This is a genomic window from Acidovorax sp. BLS4, from assembly GCF_032929295.1.
Classification (GTDB): Bacteria; Pseudomonadota; Gammaproteobacteria; order Burkholderiales; family Burkholderiaceae_C; genus Paracidovorax.
The window spans coordinates 1,807,924-1,828,155 of sequence record NZ_CP136797.1; the positions used below are offsets into that span (position 1 = coordinate 1,807,924).

The 20,232-nt window shown below is 61.4% G+C and carries 15 protein-coding genes; 13 read left to right on the plus strand and 2 right to left on the minus strand.

The features are described from left to right. Window positions 1-5: 5 nt before the first annotated feature. Window positions 6-521: a DUF4124 domain-containing protein gene (locus R1Z03_RS08440; RefSeq protein WP_284406423.1), complete on the minus strand. Its 516-nt coding sequence runs from the start codon at window positions 519-521 to the stop codon at window positions 6-8. A 105-nt stretch (window positions 522-626) separates the two neighbouring features. Here R1Z03_RS08440 and guaB point away from each other — a divergent pair, with 105 nt between their 5' ends. Beyond that, window positions 627-2,102 (plus strand): IMP dehydrogenase, encoded by a 1,476-nt coding sequence (gene guaB, locus R1Z03_RS08445; RefSeq protein ID WP_272552260.1) that lies wholly within the window; start codon window positions 627-629, stop codon window positions 2,100-2,102. Between the two features lie 75 nt (window positions 2,103-2,177). Further along, entirely contained in the window at window positions 2,178-3,797 is a 1,620-nt protein-coding gene (guaA, locus tag R1Z03_RS08450; protein WP_317358657.1) for a glutamine-hydrolyzing GMP synthase, read from the plus strand. 244 nt (window positions 3,798-4,041) lie between these two features. Here guaA and R1Z03_RS08455 read toward each other — a convergent pair whose 3' ends face one another. Then, complete coding sequence (locus R1Z03_RS08455; protein WP_284430784.1) at window positions 4,042-4,524, minus strand: type VI secretion system tube protein Hcp; 483 nt, start codon at window positions 4,522-4,524, stop codon at window positions 4,042-4,044. Window positions 4,525-5,151: 627 nt separating this feature from the next. Here R1Z03_RS08455 and R1Z03_RS08460 point away from each other — a divergent pair. The 11 genes from R1Z03_RS08460 (at window position 5,152) to tssA (ending at window position 20,099) form a co-directional block, all read left to right on the plus strand. Further along, window positions 5,152-7,119, plus strand: a complete 1,968-nt coding sequence (locus R1Z03_RS08460; protein WP_317358660.1) for a protein kinase — start codon at window positions 5,152-5,154, stop codon at window positions 7,117-7,119. Beyond that, the gene (locus tag R1Z03_RS08465; RefSeq protein WP_317358663.1) at window positions 7,116-7,934 is read left to right on the plus strand and encodes a PEGA domain-containing protein; all 819 of its coding nucleotides are present in this window, start codon (window positions 7,116-7,118) and stop codon (window positions 7,932-7,934) included. The genes R1Z03_RS08460 and R1Z03_RS08465 overlap by 4 nt, the downstream gene beginning before the upstream one ends. 1 nt (window position 7,935) lies before the next feature. Continuing rightward, window positions 7,936-8,418 carry a TssQ family T6SS-associated lipoprotein gene (locus tag R1Z03_RS08470; RefSeq protein ID WP_284430787.1) on the plus strand — a complete coding sequence of 161 codons (483 nt, stop codon included), beginning with the start codon at window positions 7,936-7,938 and terminating at the stop codon, window positions 8,416-8,418. 27 nt (window positions 8,419-8,445) lie between these two features. Then, a complete protein-coding gene (tagH, locus tag R1Z03_RS08475; RefSeq protein WP_317358665.1) occupies window positions 8,446-10,620 on the plus strand; it encodes a type VI secretion system-associated FHA domain protein TagH in 2,175 nt (724 codons plus the stop codon). Then, the gene (locus tag R1Z03_RS08480; RefSeq protein WP_317358668.1) at window positions 10,617-11,405 is read left to right on the plus strand and encodes a protein phosphatase 2C domain-containing protein; all 789 of its coding nucleotides are present in this window, start codon (window positions 10,617-10,619) and stop codon (window positions 11,403-11,405) included. Before tagH ends, R1Z03_RS08480 begins: the two co-directional genes overlap by 4 nt. Window positions 11,406-11,434: 29 nt before the next feature. Further along, window positions 11,435-12,004: a type VI secretion system lipoprotein TssJ gene (gene tssJ, locus R1Z03_RS08485; protein WP_317358671.1), complete on the plus strand. Its 570-nt coding sequence runs from the start codon at window positions 11,435-11,437 to the stop codon at window positions 12,002-12,004. A gap of 5 nt (window positions 12,005-12,009) precedes the next feature. Beyond that, complete coding sequence (gene tssK, locus R1Z03_RS08490; RefSeq protein ID WP_284430791.1) at window positions 12,010-13,344, plus strand: type VI secretion system baseplate subunit TssK; 1,335 nt, start codon at window positions 12,010-12,012, stop codon at window positions 13,342-13,344. Between the two features lie 8 nt (window positions 13,345-13,352). After that, on the plus strand, window positions 13,353-14,693 hold the full coding sequence (locus R1Z03_RS08495; RefSeq protein ID WP_284430792.1) for a DotU family type VI secretion system protein: 1,341 nt from the start codon (window positions 13,353-13,355) through the stop codon (window positions 14,691-14,693). Between the two features lie 2 nt (window positions 14,694-14,695). Further along, a complete protein-coding gene (gene tssM / locus R1Z03_RS08500) occupies window positions 14,696-18,322 on the plus strand; it encodes a type VI secretion system membrane subunit TssM (RefSeq protein WP_284430793.1) in 3,627 nt (1,208 codons plus the stop codon). A gap of 17 nt (window positions 18,323-18,339) precedes the next feature. After that, entirely contained in the window at window positions 18,340-19,017 is a 678-nt protein-coding gene (tagF, locus tag R1Z03_RS08505) for a type VI secretion system-associated protein TagF (RefSeq protein WP_317358677.1), read from the plus strand. Window positions 19,018-19,091: 74 nt separating this feature from the next. After that, complete coding sequence (tssA, locus tag R1Z03_RS08510; protein WP_317358680.1) at window positions 19,092-20,099, plus strand: type VI secretion system protein TssA; 1,008 nt, start codon at window positions 19,092-19,094, stop codon at window positions 20,097-20,099. Window positions 20,100-20,232: the final 133 nt, after the last annotated feature.

Consider the following 20,232-nt stretch of genomic DNA (forward strand, 5'->3'; position numbering starts at 1 on the left):
CCGGCTCAGCGCGGCGCGCACTCGGACGCGATCACACTGTCGGCGCGGCGGGCCTCCGCGGCCTTGGCGGATTCGTCCATGAACACGCGCTCTCCCTGTGCATTGGTCTGGCTGAACAATTGGCCGGATGTCATCGCTGCCTTGGATTGCCGTGCCCGCTCGCAGTTTTCGGCCCGCAGCTTGGCCTGGCGCTCCTCGTCAGCCCTCTTCTTGGCGGCCTCTGCCGCGTCGGCCTGGGCCTTGCGCTCTTCCAGTTCCTTGTCTTTCCCGCTGGGGCGTGGCGCACTGGCTGCCGCCATGGCGGCAGACGCCCCATCCGCCGCAGGCGGCACGGCAACCGGGCGGGCCGAGATCGCATTGCCGCCGGGCTGCTTGAGAATGCTCTTTTGCGGAATCTCCGTTGGCGGCGGCCGGTCGCTGAAGACCTTGCGGCCGTCCTTGTCGATCCACTGCCATTGCGCCGCAGCGCCCATGGCCCACGTGCAGGCGAGGGCGGCCAAAAGAAGCTGGGGGGTTTTCATGCGATGCAAGTTTAGCGGCCGAAGCCTCTTGGCGCCATGGTTGCCAAGCCACAACGCGAGCACACGCACGGCCCGCAGGTACAATCCTTTTTTTGGAGCTTTCTCATGCGCCTTCTTGGAAAAGCGCTCACCTTCGACGATGTGTTGCTGGTGCCAGCGTACTCCCAGGTCCTCCCCAAGGACACGTCCCTCGCGACGCGACTTTCCCGCAATATTTCCCTGAACCTGCCGCTGGTGTCCGCCGCCATGGACACGGTCACCGAAGCGCGCCTGGCCATTGCCATCGCGCAAGAGGGCGGGATGGGGATCGTGCACAAAAACCTCACGCCGCAGGAGCAGGCCGCCCACGTGGCCAAGGTCAAGCGGTACGAGTCCGGTGTCGTTCGCGATCCCGTCGTCATCACGCCCGAGCACACCGTCCTGCAGGTGTCGCAACTGTCGGAGCAACTGGGCATTTCGGGTTTTCCGGTGTGCGACGGTGGCAAGGTCGTCGGCATCGTGACGGGGCGCGACCTGCGCTTTGAAACGCGCTACGACGTCAAGGTGCATGAAATCATGACGCCGCGCGACAAGCTCATCACCGTCAACGAGAAGGAAGGCACTTCTCCCGCTGCGGCCAAGGCCTTGCTCAACAAGCACAAGCTCGAGCGGCTGCTGGTGGTCAATGACGCGTTCGAGCTCAAGGGCCTGATCACCGTCAAGGACATCACCAAGCAAACCAGCTTTCCCAATGCCGCCCGGGATGCCGCTGGCCGCCTACGAGTCGGCGCGGCTGTCGGCGTGGGCGAGGGCACGGAAGAGCGCGTGGAAGCGCTGGTGAAGGCCGGAGTCGATGCCATCGTGGTGGACACGGCCCACGGCCACAGCAAGGGCGTGATCGACCGGGTGCGCTGGGTCAAGCAGAACTACCCGCAGATCGACGTGATCGGCGGCAACATTGCCACGGGCGCTGCTGCGCTGGCATTGGTGGAAGCCGGCGCCGATGGTGTCAAGGTCGGTATCGGCCCAGGCTCCATCTGTACGACCCGCATCGTGGCGGGTGTGGGCGTGCCGCAGATCATGGCCATCGACAACGTGGCCACGGCGCTCCGGGGCACGGGCGTTCCTCTCATCGCCGATGGCGGCATCCGTTACTCCGGCGATATCGCCAAGGCGTTGGCGGCCGGCGCCAGCGCCGTGATGATGGGCGGCATGTTCGCCGGCACTGAAGAAGCGCCGGGCGAGGTCATCCTGTTCCAGGGGCGCAGTTATAAAAGCTACCGCGGGATGGGCAGCATCGGCGCCATGCAGCAGGGCAGTGCGGACCGTTACTTCCAGGAGTCCAGCACAGGCAACCCCAATGCGGACAAACTGGTGCCGGAAGGCATCGAAGGCCGTGTGCCCTACAAGGGGTCGATGGTCTCCATCGTGTTCCAGATGGCGGGCGGTGTGCGCGCCGCCATGGGTTACTGCGGTTGCGCCACGATCGAAGAAATGAACAACAAGGCCGAGTTCGTCGAGATCACCACCGCAGGCATTCGCGAAAGCCATGTCCACGATGTGCAGATCACGAAGGAAGCGCCCAACTACCGCGCCGACTGATCTTGTCGCCACCTCAGGCCCGAACCCTTCTTGCGGTGTTCGGGCCTTTGTTTTTTCCTCTCCCCGCCGCCTGCCATGCAACACCAGAAAATCCTCATCCTCGATTTTGGCTCCCAGGTCACCCAACTCATCGCGCGACGAGTGCGCGAGGCGCATGTGCTCAGCGAAGTGCACCCCTGCGATGTCACGGATGAATGGATACGCGAATATGCCAAGGATGGTTCGCTCAAAGGGGTGATCCTCTCTGGCAGCCATGCCAGCGTGTACGAGGACACCACCGACAAGGCCCCGCAAGCCGTATTCGAACTGGGCGTTCCCGTGCTGGGCATCTGCTACGGCATGCAGGCCATGGCCCACCAACTGGGCGGCAAGGTCGAGGGCGGGCACAAGCGCGAGTTCGGTTTCGCGGCGGTGCGTGCACGGGGCCACACGGAGCTGCTGCGCGACATTGCCGACTTCACCACGGAAGAAGGCCACGGCATGCTCAATGTGTGGATGAGCCATGGCGACAAGGTCACGGAACTGCCCCCGGGCTTCAAGCTCATGGCCAGCACCGAGAGCTGCCCCATCGCCGGGATGGCGGATGAAGAGCGCAAGTTTTATGCGGTGCAGTTTCACCCGGAAGTCACGCATACCGTGCAGGGGAAGGCGCTGCTGGAGCGGTTCGTGCTCGGTATCTGCGGCGTGCGTCCCGACTGGATCATGGGGGACTACATCTCCGAAGCGGTCCAGAAAATCCGCGACCAGGTGGGCGACGAAGAAGTCATCCTGGGGCTGTCCGGCGGGGTCGACTCCTCGGTGGCGGCGGCGCTGATTCACCGCGCCATCGGCGATCAGCTGACCTGCGTTTTCGTGGACCACGGCCTGCTGCGTTTGAACGAAGGCGACTTGGTCATGGAGATGTTCCAGGGCAAGCTGCATGCGAATGTCATTCGTGTCGATGCGAGCGATCTGTTCCTGGGCAAGCTGGCAGGCGTGAACGACCCGGAGGCCAAGCGCAAGATCATCGGCGGCGAGTTCGTGACGGTGTTCAAGCAAGAGGCCGCCAAACTGAAGGCGGGAGACAAGGGACACAAGGGTGCCACCTTCCTCGCGCAAGGCACGATCTATCCCGATGTGATCGAGTCGGGCGGCGCCAAGAGCAAGAAGGCCGTCACCATCAAGAGCCACCACAACGTCGGCGGTTTGCCTGAGCAGCTCGGCTTGAAGCTGCTGGAGCCGCTGCGCGATCTGTTCAAGGATGAGGTGCGCGAACTGGGCGTCGCCCTCGGGCTGCCGCCTGAAATGGTGTACCGCCATCCATTCCCCGGGCCGGGCCTGGGCGTGCGCATTCTCGGCGAAGTGAAAAAGGAATACGCCGATTTGCTGCGGCGCGCCGACGACATCTTCATTCAGGAACTGCGCAACTTCATTGATCCAGGCACTGGCAAGAGCTGGTACGAGTTGACGAGCCAGGCCTTCACCGTGTTCCTGCCCGTGAAAAGCGTGGGTGTCATGGGGGATGGGCGCACTTACGACTACGTGGTAGCCCTGCGCGCCGTGCAAACCAGTGACTTCATGACCGCGGATTGGGCAGAGCTGCCTTACGCGTTGCTCAAGAAAGTGTCCGGACGGATCATCAATGAGGTGCGCGGGATCAATCGAGTGATCTACGACGTCTCCAGCAAGCCGCCCGCGACGATTGAGTGGGAATGAACTGGCGTCTCCTCGATGGCAGATGGAGCGGATGTCCCATTGCCGGGGGCATCTGAACCGCTGGCGTTTGGTTCCGATTTGCGGCTTTGACTTTTATTCAGGGAGCAATTTATACCGGTCGGCCGCGGATGGATATAGCCCGCGACAAGGTGGGTCCGACTCCAAATAATGGATCGTCGAAGAAAAAATTAAGCCATAAAAAAAGCCACACGAATGTGGCTTTTTTTGTTGGCCAAGAAGCGTATTAGGCTTCCTTGTTTTCCTTGATGTTGAAGCCCATTTGGCTTTCCGCACCCTTGCCGCCTTGGTTGGTTTGTTCCCAGTACTGGGTCTTGACCTTGGCTGCCTGGAAGGCATAGTTCACCAGGACAGAGTCGCTGCCGTCGGTGCCGCTGACGGTCACGCTGGTCACCATCACGTCGGTCAGGGTGATCTTGCCGAATTCGATTTGCGTGCCGCCGGCCTTGCAAAGAGAGATTTCCACTTGGCCCAAGTGCTTGCCGGTGGAGCAGTGCTTGAGCACGGCCGGATAGCACTTGTCGATGGCGGCCACGATGTTCAGGTCATGGAAGGTGACCTTGCCGGCGCCGGCACCACCGCCGCTGGCCATGGAGTTCGGCTGGGTGGCACCCCAGGTGAACGAGTTGATGTCAGTCCAGCCCTTGTGGTTGGAGTCTTGCGACTCACCGCTGGCGCCTTCGACCTTCATGAACATATCGACTGACATTATTGCTTCTCCTGTAGTTGCGATGTTTGGTACGCAAAGTCAATGAAAAGTCTGCGGGCCCGTGAACAGATGGGACGCGCTGACCTGAAGAAACAGTCACTGTGTAGAAAGGCAGCAAGAGGAAAAATAAATGCCTGTGCGGCGATCTCCCTCTGGACCGCTTTTGCGATGCCGATCCGTGATCTGTTTATCTGCCGGCGATCATAAGAGTGCCGCGTGTCATTTCGGTGATACAAGTTCGGACTAATTGGCGCCCCAAAGAAACAGAGGAAACAATTTGTTTTGCGGTTTGAATTGGCTTTCATAGGTAACGGGTTGCTCGCATGTGAAGGTAGACTCGCCACTTCCAAAAAAGGGTGTGATGGCAAAGGGTCTTGTTTCGGATGCTGCGATCTGAGGGGTCTACAGCGTCCCGGGCCTATCGCTGTTCTATGATGCTGCGGCAGCACGCCAGGGCTCGGTCCGGGTCGTGCATGCAGGAACCCCGTCCACAATCCCACTTGGCCTGTTTGGCGGCAAGTGCTCCTGCTTTTCATCTCTGCCTTGGGGCTCGGTGCGCAGGGCACTCAGAGTTGACTTGATTCGTTCTTCAACTTCCACGACATAGATGCGCAAAAGCGTGAAAACATGCACAAGGAAATAAGTGGTTCGGCGAACTGCCTGGCTCCCGGTGTCCAGGTTGGTGAATACCGACTGAGCGATGTCATTGGAGAGGGTGGCTTTGGCATCGTCTACCGGGCCAGAGACTTGAGTCTTGATCGCATCGTGGCGATCAAGGAGTACATGCCATCGACGTTGGCGGGCCGAAAGGAGTCCAATCAGATCCACGTCCGCTCCCAGCACCGTGGCGCTTTCGACGCAGGTTTGCGCAGTTTCATCAACGAAGCGCGGCTGTTGGCGAAGTTCTCGCATCCTGCGCTGGTGCATGTCTATCGCTTCTTTGAGGCGAACGGTACTGCTTACATGGTCATGCAGTATTACGAAGGCCAGACTTTCCGGACGTTTTTGAACCAGCAGCCGAAGGCCATGGACGAACAATGGCTGTCGACCATCATCGCCCCCATCCTCGATGTGCTGGAGATGTTGCACGCTGCGGACTGCTATCACCGGGACATCGCGCCGGACAACATCTTTCTGCAATCTTCCGGCATGCCGGTGCTGCTGGATTTCGGCGCAGCGCGGCGAATCATCGGGGACATGACCCAGGCCCTGACCATGGTCTTGAAGCCGGGCTTTGCACCCATCGAACAGTACGTCGATGACGGCGCCATGCCCCAAGGCGCCTGGACGGACATCTACCAGTTGGGCGCGTTGCTTTATCTCTCGATCACCGGTCGTCCGCCTGCGACGTCGGTGGCTCGGATGATCAACGATCCAGTGTCCACCCTCGTGCCTGAAAATTGTCCGGGGTTCAGTGCCAGATTCCTCAGTGGCGTGCACCACGCTTTGGCGATCAAACCCCAGGACCGCCCGCAATCCATCGGCGATCTGCGGCACCTCCTGGGGTTGAAGACGGTCACCTTGTCATGGCCCAGTTCCGGTTTGATGGGTCTCAGTGTGGCCGAAGAAAGTGATCCTTCAATGGATGCGCCCGTCCACGTCCCATCGGCGGTTGCGGCTCCAGCGGCATTTGCTGCACCGCAGCTTCCTGCAGAGGCCGTTGCGCCAATCGCTCCTCACCCCGATGCGCGGCATGGCGCCGTGCCCAGCGAGGCTTATGCCCCCGTTGTGTCTGGCTTGGACACCGCACACCAGCAACGCCCATCCACTGACGTTCGGCCCTCCAAGGCTGCCAGTGCGCCGGTGCATGCGCCGCCATCGCCCTCTGCAGAGTCATCTGCGAAAGCGCAGTCCCGGAAAACCAAACCTGCGGCCAACCAACAAGGTGCCGCACATGCCCAGCCAACCAAGCGCCCCGTGTGGCTGATCCCTGCATTGGGCTTCGCTGCATTGGTTGTTGCGGCAGGTGGCGCATGGTGGATCACCAGTGGTGATGACGCTGCGAAGACAGCGGCCGTGGCCCAGGATGCCCAGGAATCGGACCAATGGATGCTGGCGGCCCGTATCAATACGCCCGATTCATTGCGGACTTATTTGAGTCTTTTCCCCAATGGTGTGCACCGTGTTGAAGCCGAAGAACGAATTGCTGCGCTGACGTCGGCCATGGCGCCGGCCTCGGTTCCCGTAACGCAGCAGGCCCCGGCTTCGGCTCCTGTGATGGCGGCATCGGCACCCACGGTGGTGGCGGATGTTGCACCCGCGAAGCTGCCTCCCGCATCCGTGCCGACGCCGACGGCTTCGGTTCCTGCAGCGCCGAGTGCTCTGCCCACGTCTGAGGAGGCCGTGCGTGTACCTGCGCAGGTAACCCGCACGGCAGATGCCGAAAACAAAGGCAAGATTATTTTGCGCGTCATGCCATGGGGGAACGTATCGGTCGACAGGGTGCCGGCAGGAACGACTCCGCCATTGACCCAGTTGACCTTGTCCGAGGGGCTTCACCGAATCGATATCTCCAACCCGGTTGCGCCCACCGTGACACAGATGGTGTTGGTGAAAAAGGGCGAGTCGGTCGTTTTAACGCACAAGTTCGAATGATGCATTTCAGGCCATTCATTGCGCTTGGACGCGTTGCTTGTCTGGTGGCGCTGAGTCACGCGCCGTTGCTTCACGCCGCTGCAGATTGCGACGAAAAACCCGCACCCGGCAGGTCTGAGACGGCCCCGGTCAACACCGGCCGGCAATATCTGGGTCAAGGCATTGCGTTGTTTGACGCCAAAGATTTTCAGACCGCCGAGCGCGCGTTTCAATCGGCCTTGTTCGCCGGCCTGCCGGATGGACAGGAGCGCGCATCAGCGCATAAGTATTTGGCATTCATCTATTGCACGAACGGAGAGGGAAAGCGCTGCGAATCGGAATTCGACGCGGCGTTCGCTGTACGCCCCTCGTTCAAGATCGATGGTTATGAACTCAACAACACGCCCTGGCGCAGCGCTTATTTCCGTTCGCAGGCACGATGGGCCACCCGCTGCGGTAAACCGGTGCTGGATGCCTCTGTAGACGCTGCGACAACCCCGGGTACTGCCCGTGCCGCGGAGGCGGTCACTGCAGCTGCGGCTCCCGCATCCCGGATGACTGCCGCTCAGACATCGAATTCCGTGCCGGTCAGCGCGCTGTTCAAGACTGCAGAGAAAGACGCTGCATTCAATGTCCGCATTCGGCTGTCGCCCTGGGGGCACGTGCAAGTCGATGGCAAGGCGATGGGGGTGAGTCCTCCATTGACGCAGTTGAAGTTGCCGGCTGGCTCCCATTCGCTGGAGTTGTCTAATCCAGGCTTTGAAACCGTTAAGAAAGTGATCACGGTCATCGATGGTGAGACGTTCACCATCGAACATGATTTTGATGCGAGGTAGCATGAAATACAGATTTCCTTTGATCGTTGGCCAGTGCATGCTTGGCCTGTTGCTGACTGCCTGCCAGACGCCCCCTCAGGCCACGGCAACGCCGGGAGCGGATGCCGCAAGTCAGCAGCCGGCCGTGCCTGAACCTGCCAAGCAGGATCCTGTGGCTGCCAAGGAGCAAGCGCTGGCGCGTGCCTTGGATGTGTATGCAGATGGTCGTTACGACGATGCGATTGCTGCGTTGACCCCTTTGATCGGCGCTGCTGAACTTCCGCTGGCCTCTCAGGTGAAAGTGCTCAAGTTCATCGCCTTCAGCCACTGTGCGATGGGCCGGCTCAGGCAATGTCGCCAGCATTTCGATCTGGCGCTCGAACAGGATCCCACCTTTCAGCTGACCGAGGCGGAAAAGGGGCACCCCGTTTGGGGCCGGGAGTTCAATGCGGCGCGCGCTGCGGCAGCCCGTGCAAAGCAGCGCAGCAATCGAAAAGCCCCTTAAGCAAAGCGGATCAGTCAGGCACCGTCCATGGATAAAGTCGAACTCAGAGTCGCTCAACAGGCCGATCTTGCAGTAGATCGGACTTGGTCTGCAGTTTTCGGCGTTGCCGGAGGCACCATCGGCCGAGGAGGGCAGAACAAGTTGGTGCTGCCCGACTCCGATGCCAGCGTGGCCCGCGTGCATGCGATGGTCCGCATGGAGTCCGAGGCGGCTTTCATCGCCAACCTTTGCGAACGCCGCTCCATCACCGTAGCCGGACAGGAGGTACGCTCTGGTGAAGAGGTGCCGCTGGCGATCGGTGATGAAGTGGTCATCGGCCCTTATCGCTTGTACGCGTTGCTGCCGGGGCAGGCCTTGCCTGCTCCAGTGGCACCTGCCGTTAAAGCAGATGTTGCGCCGGTCGCACCTCTGGAGGCCGCACCCGCTGCGGCTCCGCAGGCGCTGGCAAGCGACCTCCTGGAGGAGTTGCAAGCCCCGGCTGATGCGGGCAATAGCAATCCTTTTGCCATCCTGGGCCTGGTTTCAGACCCCATCGAGGCATCCTCCGACGCGGAACCGCCGACCGTGCCTGCGTTCATGGCGATGCCTCACGAAGAGGTGGCCGCTGCCGGGGTGCCTCCTGATGTGCCAGCCGAGCCTCTGGTCTCCGATTCGTCCCGGGACACCCGTTTGCAAGTGCCTGTGCTGCCGGCAGACCTATCTCCAACGGCAGGTGTTGCCACTGCGCCGCTGCCTTCCGGATGGGACGATACCCCAATGCCTCGGAGCGCGCCGGCAGCTGCGCATCGGGCACTGGTCATCCCGGACGATTTCGATCTGTTTGCACAGGACCCGAAGAAGCAGGCGCAAAAGGGCGACCCCTGGGCCGGTGGCTTGCAGACGAAGAGTCTGACGGACGTCGCCAATCTTCGTCATGACGAGTTGCTGAAAGCGTTGCCGGTTTCCGGACGATTCGAGCATCAGATGGACAATCCTGCCCATGCAGGCCTGCCCAAGGCGCTGGATCCCCGCAACGAGTTGGACCCGTTGCGTTTGTTTCAGCAGGACCGCGAATCGCCAGCCCTTCAAGACACTTCACTTGCAGTGCCTGGATGCGATCTATCGCAGGCTTTCAGCATGCCGAAGAGTACGGCTGCTGGAAGCGGTACAGACGAGCGTCTCCCTGTGGGGGCGCTGGGCATCGAGGCCATCAGCGTCGATGCGGCGGTGTCTTCCACGAAGGCCAAGGTCGTGCCCCCCGATCTGGCGATACCGTTACGGAACGAGCCTGTGATAGCGCCTTTGCCAGGCCTTCGCAAGGTGGAGGGGCTGAACCTGGACAGTTTCGGAAGTGGATTGCCTGCAGCGGACTCCGATTGGCTGCCTCCCATCGAGCCGGTGTCTCCGGTCCTGGAAAAAAGTGCAGTCCCGCCGGCCTTCCTGGAGGATCGGACAGTGCAACACCGGGACGAAATCATGTCCTTTGCGGCACCTTTGGAGCCGCTTCCGCCGTCCAATTTGCCTGCACCTGCACCTGCACCTGCACCTGCACTCTCGCCTTCGCCTTCTTCCGACTTTCCTGCACCGGCTACCTTGCCAGGCCTGGCGGCCATGCCTCCCGCGGAGTTGAGCGCGTTGGTCACCGCTTTTCTGGACGGCGCCGGGGTGCTGCCCAAAAAGCTGGAGCCCACGCTCACGCCGGAATTCATGCGATCTTTTGGCGAGGCGTTCCGTGTCGCAGTGCAGGGAACCATTGACTTGCTGGCAGCCCGCTCCGAGATCAAGCGGGAGTTCCGCGCGGGCGTCACGGTGATCGCCTCCGGTGCCAACAACCCCTTGAAGTTCTTGCCCACGCCGGATGGCGTCATCATGCAGATGATCGGACAGAATTTTCCGGGGTTCATGCAGCCAGTTCCGGCCATGAAGGACGCCTACCAGGATCTTTGTGTGCACCAGTTGGCATTGATGGCCGGTATTCGGGCGGCCTATGCCGAAGCGCTGGCACGCTTTGACCCGGTCGAGCTGGAAAAGCAGGCCGCTTCCATTGGCGGGATGCTTGGAAAGGTTTCCTCCATCGGCCGCAAGGCGGCTTTGTGGGACGAGTACAAGAAAAACTTCGATGCCATCCGTCGGGACGCGGAGGACGATCTCACCGCCTTCTCTGGCCAGGCTTTTCTGGAAGCCTATGAGAACGCGGAAGCCGCTGCAAAGGCCAAGTTGTGATTGCACATGTTGTTGGCGATCAGTACCGGTTCCGTCTCACCGCAGCGTCGCTCTCGGACAGGGGCTCGCGCGCGACCAACGACGATTTCCTGGGAATGGTGGATGTAGGAGGCCGCGGGTTTTGTTGCGCATTGGCTGATGGGGCTGGTGGCCACGGTCACGGCGGATTGGCTGCGCGGCTGACGGTCAACGCGGTCCTTGATGGGTTTCGCCACAACCCGCTGTTCGCCCCCGCAGGCCTGGCCTCGTTGATTTCGCTGGCCGAGCATACGGTCGCGGTGGAGCAACCGTTGTCGGTTTCCCGCAGGCACATGAGTGCCACGGTGGTCCTGCTGTGCCTGGACTTGGCCAAGGGTCGGGCGCTCTGGGCGCATTGGGGCGATTCACGGCTGTATTGGTTCAGGGACCAGCGAGTGCATCGCATGACGGAAGACCACAGCGTAGTGCAGCAACTGCTGCATGCGGGGGTCTATCGCAACGAGGACCCCCGGGACCTTCCCAATCGAAGCGTTCTTGCGGGCGCTGTCGGGGCCGAATCGCAGATTCCTCCTACCGTGCTTTCCAAAGCCGTCGATCTGGTGGCGGGAGATGCCTTCCTGCTGTGTTCGGATGGACTTTGGGAAGGCATTCATGAAGACGATATGGAAGAGGCACTGCGGCTCAGCCAGAACCCGGAAGATTGGCTGGAGCACATGGAGACCACGCTGCGCGCGCAGGGTAAGCCGCACCAGGACAACTTCAGCGCATTCGCCATTTGGGTGTCACCCAGTGAAGACGGGCTGTGAAACCAGTTCTACCAACAAAGGAATCGACGATGCTTGATCGGGTTTATGGATTGCGCCGTGCTTTGCTCGGAGGGGCCGTGGGTGTTGGCGTATTGGGTCTCGCTGGGTGCGGAGTCATCAGTTCGATGAACCGTCCTCAGGAAGCCCCTACGGCCGTTCCTCCAGCCGTGTTCGAAGTGGTTGCCGACGCCAAGCTCAATCCCGATGTGCATGGCGCTCCCAAGCCCATCTTGCTTCGAATGTACGAATTGCGTGCCACCGCTGCGTTCGACAAAGCCAGTTTTCTGGACCTTCAAGAAAAAGACGAAGCGCAGTTGGCAAGCGACTTCGTGCGCCGTGAAGAGTTTCTGGTGGTCCCAGGGGAGCGGCGCGTCTTTGAGCGAAAAGGAAGTGCCGAGGTCCGTGCCTTTGCATTCTTCGCGGGCTATCGTGACCTGGAGAAAAGCACTTGGCGCGCCACTGCGCCGGCACCCAATTCGGTGGAGATGCGCCGGCGCTGGTGGGGTCTGGGTGAGACTGAACGCCTGAAGCCCGTGCGCTATCTGGTCACCGTCTCCCAGGATGCCGTCAAAGTTCAAATCCAAGAAAAAACGCAGTAACTATCATGGTCTGGCAGCGCAAGGTCGTATGGGCGGAGGGCATGTTCTTGCGCCCTCAGCATTTTCAGCAGCAAGATCGATTCACCGATTTTCTGGTGCAGGCACGTACGCTGCCCACGCAGTTCTTCTTCTGGGGGTTTTCGAGCCTCGTCCTGGACACGGAGCTTCTCGCGTTGGGCAAGATCGGCTTGATCTCTGCCGAAGGGGTGTTGCCGGACGGTACGCCTTTCAGCTTTCCCCACCACGACGAGCCCCCGCCTGCGTTGAGCATCGGCAAAGACGTCAAAGACACGGTCATTCATCTGGCTTTGCCGATGCGCAGGCGCATGGCTGCTGAAGTGTCTCTGGGATCCGAGCCGAGCGCACTCGTGCGCTACGCTGCAGAAGTGATCGAAGTGGCGGATTCCAACGACGTTGGAGCGCAGGCTGCCGAGGTGCAGGTCGGGCAGATCAAGCTCGCGCTGCGTGCATCGCACGACATTGCCGATGGCTGGGTCAGTCTGCCATTGGTGCAGGTGGTGGAGCGCCGCGCAGATGGCTCGCTGCTGTTGGATCCCACCTTCATACCCACGGTCGTCACCAATGCCGATATGTCCAACCTTGCGGTGTTCTGCCGTGAGCTGTTTGGCCTGCTGCGCCAGCGTGGCGCTGCGTTGGAGGAGCGCTTGACCCAGCCGGGGCGCGGCGGCGTGGGGGAGGTCGGCGACTTCCTGATGCTCCAGTTCCTGAACCGCTGGGAGCCGGCGGTGGAGCACTGGGTTCGGATCCGCGCCATCCATCCTGAGCGGCTGTTCGATGACCTGCTCAAAATGGCGGGCGAACTGGCCACCTTCACGCGCGACCAGCGGCGTCCTGCGCCCATGCCTGCCTATGACCATGACGATTTGCGAAGCTCTTTCCTGCCATTGATGCTGGAGCTGCGGCGTGGCTTGTCTTCAGTGCTGGAACAAAACGCCATCCAGATCGAACTGCAGGAACGCCAGTATGGCGTGCATGTCGCACTGATCCCGAGCACCGAACTCCTGACCAGTTGCGACTTCGTGCTGGCGGTCCATTCGCAGGCGACGGTGGAGTTTCTGCGGGCGCACTTTCCGACCCAGATCAAACTGGGCCCGGTGGAGCGCATTCGGGACTTGGTCAATCTGCATTTGCCTGGCGTCACTCTGCGGTCCCTGCCGGTCGCTCCCCGCGAAATTCCTTACCACGCCGGCTACTCGTATTTCGAGTTGGATACAGCGCACGACCTGTGGCGCCAACTTCAAAACTCCGGCGGCCTGGCCTTGCACGTCTCCGGCGAGTTTCCTGAACTGCAGCTTGAGATGTGGGCCATTCGCCGTTAAGAACCGATATGTCCATTCAAACCTCTGGCAATGTATTTGCCTTCGATACGGGCACTGGAGCCGCTGCGCCACGGGCCGGGACCACGGCACCTCACACCCCTGGCGGTGCGGTGCGCGAAACAGCGCTTCCGGATGTGGTCAGCGGCGGTAATCCGCTGGTGGCTGCCTCCAACACGCTGCTCAATCTGATCCCGCAGATCCGGGCCATGGCCACCAATGGCGACCCTGGTGGATTTCAGCAGTTTCTGCTGGAAAACATCCGGCAATTCGAAAGCCGGGCCGGCAACACCGGCGTGCCGATGGAGACCATCATCGGTGCCCGGTACTGCATCTGCACGGCGATCGACGAAGCGGCGGCGCAGACCCCTTGGGGTGGCTCGGGTGTCTGGCCCAAATACAGCCTGCTGGTCGCGTTGCACAACGAAACCTGGGGCGGTGAGAAGTTTTTCCAGCTGCTCTCCAAGCTGGTGCAGACGCCCAACCAGCACATCGACCTCATCGAGTTGATGTATTTCTGCCTGATGCTGGGTTTCGAAGGCCGCTACCACGTCGTCGAAAACGGCAAGAGCCAGTTGGAGAGCCTCAAGGCCCGTCTGCTTCAGGTTATCGAAGGGGCGAGGGGGGACCGCAGCGGTGCCTTGTCGCTGCATTGGCGTGGTGTTCAGCGCGCGGCGGTGCCGCCTTGGACCTTGATTCCTTTTTGGGTGGCGGCAGCACTGGCGTTGCTGATCGCGTTTCTGATCTTTCTCTGGTTCAACTACCGCCTCGCATCACGGTCCGACGATCTGTTCGCATCAATCAACGGTATCCGGCTTCCGCAGGCCCCTGCCGTCATCGCCGCCGCGCCCAAGCCCAGGTTGCGCCAGTTCCTTGAGCCCGAAATTCGAGAGGGTCTGGTGGAGGTGAACGACCTGGCGGATCGAAGCATCATCATCCTGCGAGGCGATGGGTTGTTCGATGCCGGGGCCACGGTGGTCAAGCCTCGGTACGTCGGCGTGATCGAGCGCATTGCGGCTGCGTTGAACGAGGTGTCCGGGAAGGTCGTGGTCAATGGCTACACCGACAACTCTCCCATCCGCACCGCCCGGTTTCCTTCCAACTGGCATTTGTCCCAGGAGCGTGCGCAGGCTGTCACCACGATGCTGACGAAGAGCGTCTCCGATGGGCGCAGGTTGCATGCCGAAGGCCGTGCAGAAAGCGATCCGGTAGCGCCGAACACCACGCCGGAAGGCAGGGCGCTCAACCGCCGCGTGGAGATCGTTTTGCATGTTGCCCCGCAGACCCGTGACAGCGAGCTGCAACTCACCCCGGGTGCAAATCCCCAGGGCGGCGCCACCAATCAAAAATAAGCATGTTCCGCAAGATATTCGATTTCCTGTTCAACCGGTTCACGCTGGTCCTGCTGGGGCTGGTGCTCTTGAGCTTGGTCATCTGGTTCATCGGACCGCTCATTTACATCAAGCCATACCAACCCCTGGAAAGCCCTCAGGTCCGTGGCTGGTTGATCTTTGCGATCTTCGCGTTCTGGTTCTTGAAGCTTTTGGTCCAGTGGTGGCGTGCGAAGCAGATGAACGCTCGCCTGCTGTCCCAACTGGCCCGGTTTGGCACGGGTGACCGGCCGGCTGAAAAAGCCGGTCCAGGGGAAGAAGAAGTCGCCGAACTCGAAACCCGCTTCAAGGAAGCGATCAGCGTTTTGAGCAAGACGCGCTTTGGACAAACGGAACAAGGCTGGTTCGGACGGCTGAATCGCCGCTACATCTACCAGTTGCCCTGGTATCTGATCATCGGCTCGCCCGGCTCCGGCAAGACCACGGCGCTGGTCAATTCCGGTCTGGATTTTCCGCTGGAGGCGCAGTTTGGAAAGGCTTCGATTCGGGGCGTGGGTGGCACGCGCAATTGCGACTGGTGGTTCACCGATCAGGCGGTGCTTCTGGACACCGCAGGACGTTACACGACCCAGGAAAGCGATGAGACGCAAGACAAGGCCGCCTGGGGCGGATTCTTGTCTTTGCTGCGCCGATTCCGGGGGCGGCAGCCTGTCAATGGCGTGCTGGTCACGTTGAGTGTTCAGGAGTTGCTGAGCAGCACCGACGCGGAGCGTGAACGCCTTGCGCGGCTGATTGGTATGCGCCTGGGCGAGCTGTGCGAAGAGCTCGCCATCAAGTTCCCCGTGTATGTGCTGGTCACCAAGACCGACTTGCTGGCGGGGTTCAACGAGTTCTTCGGTAACATGAACCGCGAGGAGCGGGCCCAGGTCTGGGGCTTCACCAGCCCGTACAACGAAGGGGGCGTGCAAGAGGAACCGGCAGCCCGCTTCCGTGCTGAGTTCGACGAACTGGCGGGGCAGATCAACCGCCTCTTGCCGCAGCGCCTGCTTTCCGAGCCTGACTTGTCGCGACGGGGGCTGATCTACGGCCTTCCTCAGCAATTCGTCGGTTTGCGCGATGTGTTGCAGGAAACGCTTTCCACCATCTTCGCATCGTCCCGTTTCAAGGAAAAGCCGCTTTTCCGCGGCGTGTATTTCACCAGCGGAACGCAAGAGGGCATGCCGTTCGACCGGGTGCTTTCAGCACTCTCGCGCCGGTTCGCGGTTCCCTCGCCCGCAGGGGCTTCGGTGGGAGCCAAGAGCGGGAAAAGCTATTTCATTGAAACGCTGCTCAAAGGCGTGATGTTCAATGAAGCGGGCTTGACCGGCCGCAATGCCAAGAAAGAACGTCAGTTGCGCCTTGCCCAGGCCGGAGGGCTGATTGCCCTGGTTCTGGCCCTGGTCGGCGTGACCGTCGCATGGACCGTCAGCCACGACAACAACGTCGCCTACATCGGGGAAGTGAAAGACCGGGTTCCGGCACTCAAGCAGGCGGTCAACGACGCCCGCGACGCCGACCCGGAAGACATGGTGAGCTTGCTGCCGCTGTTGAACAATGCGGAGACCCTGGCCGTGAGCCAGCGCTACGATGGCGACTCTGCCCCGTTGAGCTGGCGCCAGGGCCTGCTGCAGGTGCCCAAGGTCCAGACGGCTGCGGACGCCACCTACATGCGCCTGCTCGAAGATGCCTGGCTTCCGCGCCTGTCCCGGCATTTGCGCCGGTCACTGCAGCAGACGTCCACCAGCAACCCGGAGGCGAGCTTCGAAGCGTTGAAGGTCTACCTGATGCTGTACGAGCCCGAGCGCTTCAATCCCAAGGCCATCCGCGCATGGATGGTCAACGATTGGGAAACGTCTCTTCCGCCTGGCTTGGTGCAATCTGGCGTGGTCAACCAGTTGGCCCACCACCTCGACAATCTGATGCAGGACCGCGCGCTGGTGGCACCGGTGCCGATGGATCAGCAACTGGTGGCCGAAGTGCGCCAGCGGCTGGCCCAGATGTCACCAGCCCAACGGGCCTACAGCCGGCTCAAGCAACTGCTGCTGACGGGCAATTCCTTGCCGCCTGAATTCACGGTGGTTCGCGCCAGCGGGCCCGAGGCACCGCAGGTATTCTCCCGCCGCAGTGGCCGTCCGCTGACCCAGGGTATTTCCGGCCTGTTCACCTATGACGGGTACTACGGGGCGTTCGCGCAGGAACTGCCCAAGGTCACGGCCTTGTTGTCCCAGGAGGAGAGCTGGGTGTTGGGCAAGGCCGATGGGCGGCGCAGCACGGCCAACGAAGTGCTGACCGGCCAGCTGGCGCTCGAGGTCAAGCGGCTTTACCTGATGGAGTACGCCAAGCTATGGGAGGACTTCCTGGCCGATGTGCGACCGGTGCGCATCGCCTCTCTCGATCAGGCGGGAGAGCAGGCTCGCCTGTACTCTGCCGCCAATTCCAGCCTGGAGCAGTTCATTCGCGCCGTCGCTAAGGAAACCACCCTTGGCCAGCGTCCGTCTGCAGGGGGAGGAACCAGCAGTTGGCTGGGAGAGAAAATCAACCGCATCAAGGAAGAGCAGGAGCAGTTGAGCCGCCTGACGGGCAAGCAGGTGAATGTGGGGGGGCTCACCTCCAGCGGTACGCTGGAGGCGGATCTGGTCGATTTCCGCTTCCGCGAATATCGGCGGCTGGCCACCTCGAACGGTTCGGGCCCTTCTCCCATGACCGCCAGCCTGCAGGTGCTGAACGAGGCGGCCGCAGTGATCGCATCGGCACGGCAGCAGGTCAGTGCCGGTGGAACTGTGCCGCCTTCGCTGTCCGCCACGCTGGAGCGGGTCCGCACGGAAGCCAAGCGCGTGCCGCCGCCCCTGAACGTCATGTACGAAGATCTGGCGGGAGCCACTTCGGCTTTCGTGGGGCGCGACGTGCGGGCCGCTGTGGGCGGAAATCTCAACGCCACGATCGGTGCCTTTTGCCGGCGCGCGATCCTGGGTCGCTATCCCTTCACGCGCAGCGCTGGCCGCGATGTGACGACGGATGACTTCGCCCGCCTGTTCTCCGTGGGCGGCACCATGGATGAATTTTTCCGGACTACGCTGCAGCCAATGGTCGATATCTCCACCAATCCCTGGAGCTTCAAGCAGGGTGTGGACGGTTCGCCCGTGGGCGGCTCTGCTGCGCTGGCTTCGTTCCAGCGTGCCTCCGTCATTCGGGATGTCTATTTCCGGGCCGGGGGCAAGGCACCGTCGATCCGGCTGGACATCAAGCCCTTGGAGATGGATGCTGCCATCACGCAAATGGTGCTGGATGTTGATGGCGAAGTCCTGCGCTACCAGCACGGACCTCAGATTCCGAAGTCGGTGAACTGGCCGGGAGCTCGTGGCACGGGGCAGGTCCGGTTGCAATTGACCGGATCGGGGGCTGAAAACACTGGCTTGGTCACCGAGGGGCCCTGGGCATTGCACCGGTTCTTCGACCGGGCGCAGATTCTTCCCGGCAACGCACCCGAGCGCTTCATTGCCGCTTTCAACATCGACGGACGGCGCCTGCGATTCGAAATCACCACAGGCAGTGTGCTGAATCCTTTCCGTCTCAAAGCCATGGAGGAGTTCGAGTGTCCTGGCAACCTGTGAGTCAAGCATCGCCACAAGTGCAGTCCCGCATCTCCTGGTTTGGAAAGCTGCCGGGGCAGGGCGATTTCGTGGGACGCAGGATGCCCCGCGCCATCGGTGACGAATGGGACGCTTGGGTGAGCCGTGGGCTGGACCAACTGCGTGCGCAGGGACCCGGGCAATGGGAGCCTGGCTTTATTCAGTCGCCACTGTGGTTCTTCATTGCCAGCCTGGGCGGGAAAACTTCGCCAGTGTGCGGCGTGCTGGCCCCCAGTGCGGACCGCATCGGGCGGTGCTATCCCATCACGGCAGTGGCCATCGCCACCGATCGGACCAGCGCTTTGGTATCCGACCCGACGCTGGAACGGTTCTTCTTCGGCACGCGGGACGCCATCATCGAGGCCCGCAGGCTGGCCCTGCCTGCGGAAGAGTTGGATGCAAGGCTTTCCGCATTGCCATGGCCGTTTCACGCAGACCAGTCGGCACCAGCGGCTGCACCTTCGATGGCGGGCATCCTGGCGGACCTGGGGCTGAGTCCATCGTCCAGTGGCAGCACAGTCAATGGCCGGCCCTGGAGCGCCGGGCGCGATATCCTGCGATCGCAACAGGCGCGCAGCGTCTGGTGGTCCGATGCGGCTGGGGGGCACGAAATGGTGGAGCACGGCGGCGCCTTTGATGGCCATCTGTTCTCTCGGCTTTTCAAAAAGGCTTCCTAGCCGTGTCGGTGCCCTTCGTTCTTCTTTTGTTGAGCCCGAGCGAGCCTCTTCGATGCGAACTGACAGGTATTTGAATGATTGATCTTGACGCCCTGCTGGCGCCCACCAGCGATGCCCCACCCTGCGGTGAGGATCTGACGTACGACGCCGAGTTTCTCGCCTTGGAAAATGCCGCGAACGGCAAGCCGGAGCAGCAATTTGGCGAGACCGTGATCCCGGCGGAACCGCCGGACTGGCGTGAAGTGGAGAAACGCTCCACTGCGCTTCTGTCCCGCACCAAAGACATCCGGGTGGTGGCGAAGCTGTCCCATGCCTTGACCAACACACAGGGCGTGCGCGGCATGTCCCAGGGCGTGCAGTTGATGTCGGCCATGTTCAGCCAGCATTGGGATCACCTCCATCCGCTGCCGGAAGACGGCGATCACTTCATGCGGATGAATGCGGTGGCTTCGCTGAACGACGTGACCGGACAACTGCGGGATATTCGCCAACAAGATTTCTTGCGGTCTGCTGCGGGTGCGATCAATGTCCGGGACGCGGAAGCACTGGCACGCGGCACGGCAGCCGACGGCACCATCAAGATGTCGCTGGATCAGTTGCGTGGCGCCGTGTTCGATGCGTGGCGGCAGGGCAACGAAACGCTTCGCGCATGGGTTGTGGCCAGCGAGGCTTTCGAGTCGATGCAAGCCATCTTCCGTGATCGGCTCGACGCGGATCAACGACCTGATCTGGAGCAGATTCGCGGCGTGTTCAGCGTGCTTCGCGATCTGATTCCCAAGGATGCCGATGCTGGCGCGCCGGTGTCGGACTCGGTGGAAGAGGCGGGGGGCGTACCTGTTGAAACTCCTCTGGCTACTGCATCCAACCAGGGATTTGCGCTGCGCACGCGGTCCGATGCCGTGTCGCGCCTGATGGAGATTGCTGAATTTCTGGAACGCACGGAGCCCACCAATCCTGCTCCCTTGCTGATCCGAAGGGCCGTGCGACTGATGGGCCTGGACTTTCTTGACATTCTTCGTGAACTGTCTCCAGACAGCGTGGCCCAAGTGGAAAATATCACTGGCGTGAAGAGCCCTCTGTAAACGTTTTGTAGCATCTAAGCGCGAAGGGCTGGAGATACTTGCGGGACGGTGCGTCGTGCGGATGCTGCAGCCTGTCCAAAGTTCCATTCATGGGTTTGAGCCTGAATCTGCGCATCATCTCTGCGGTATGTTC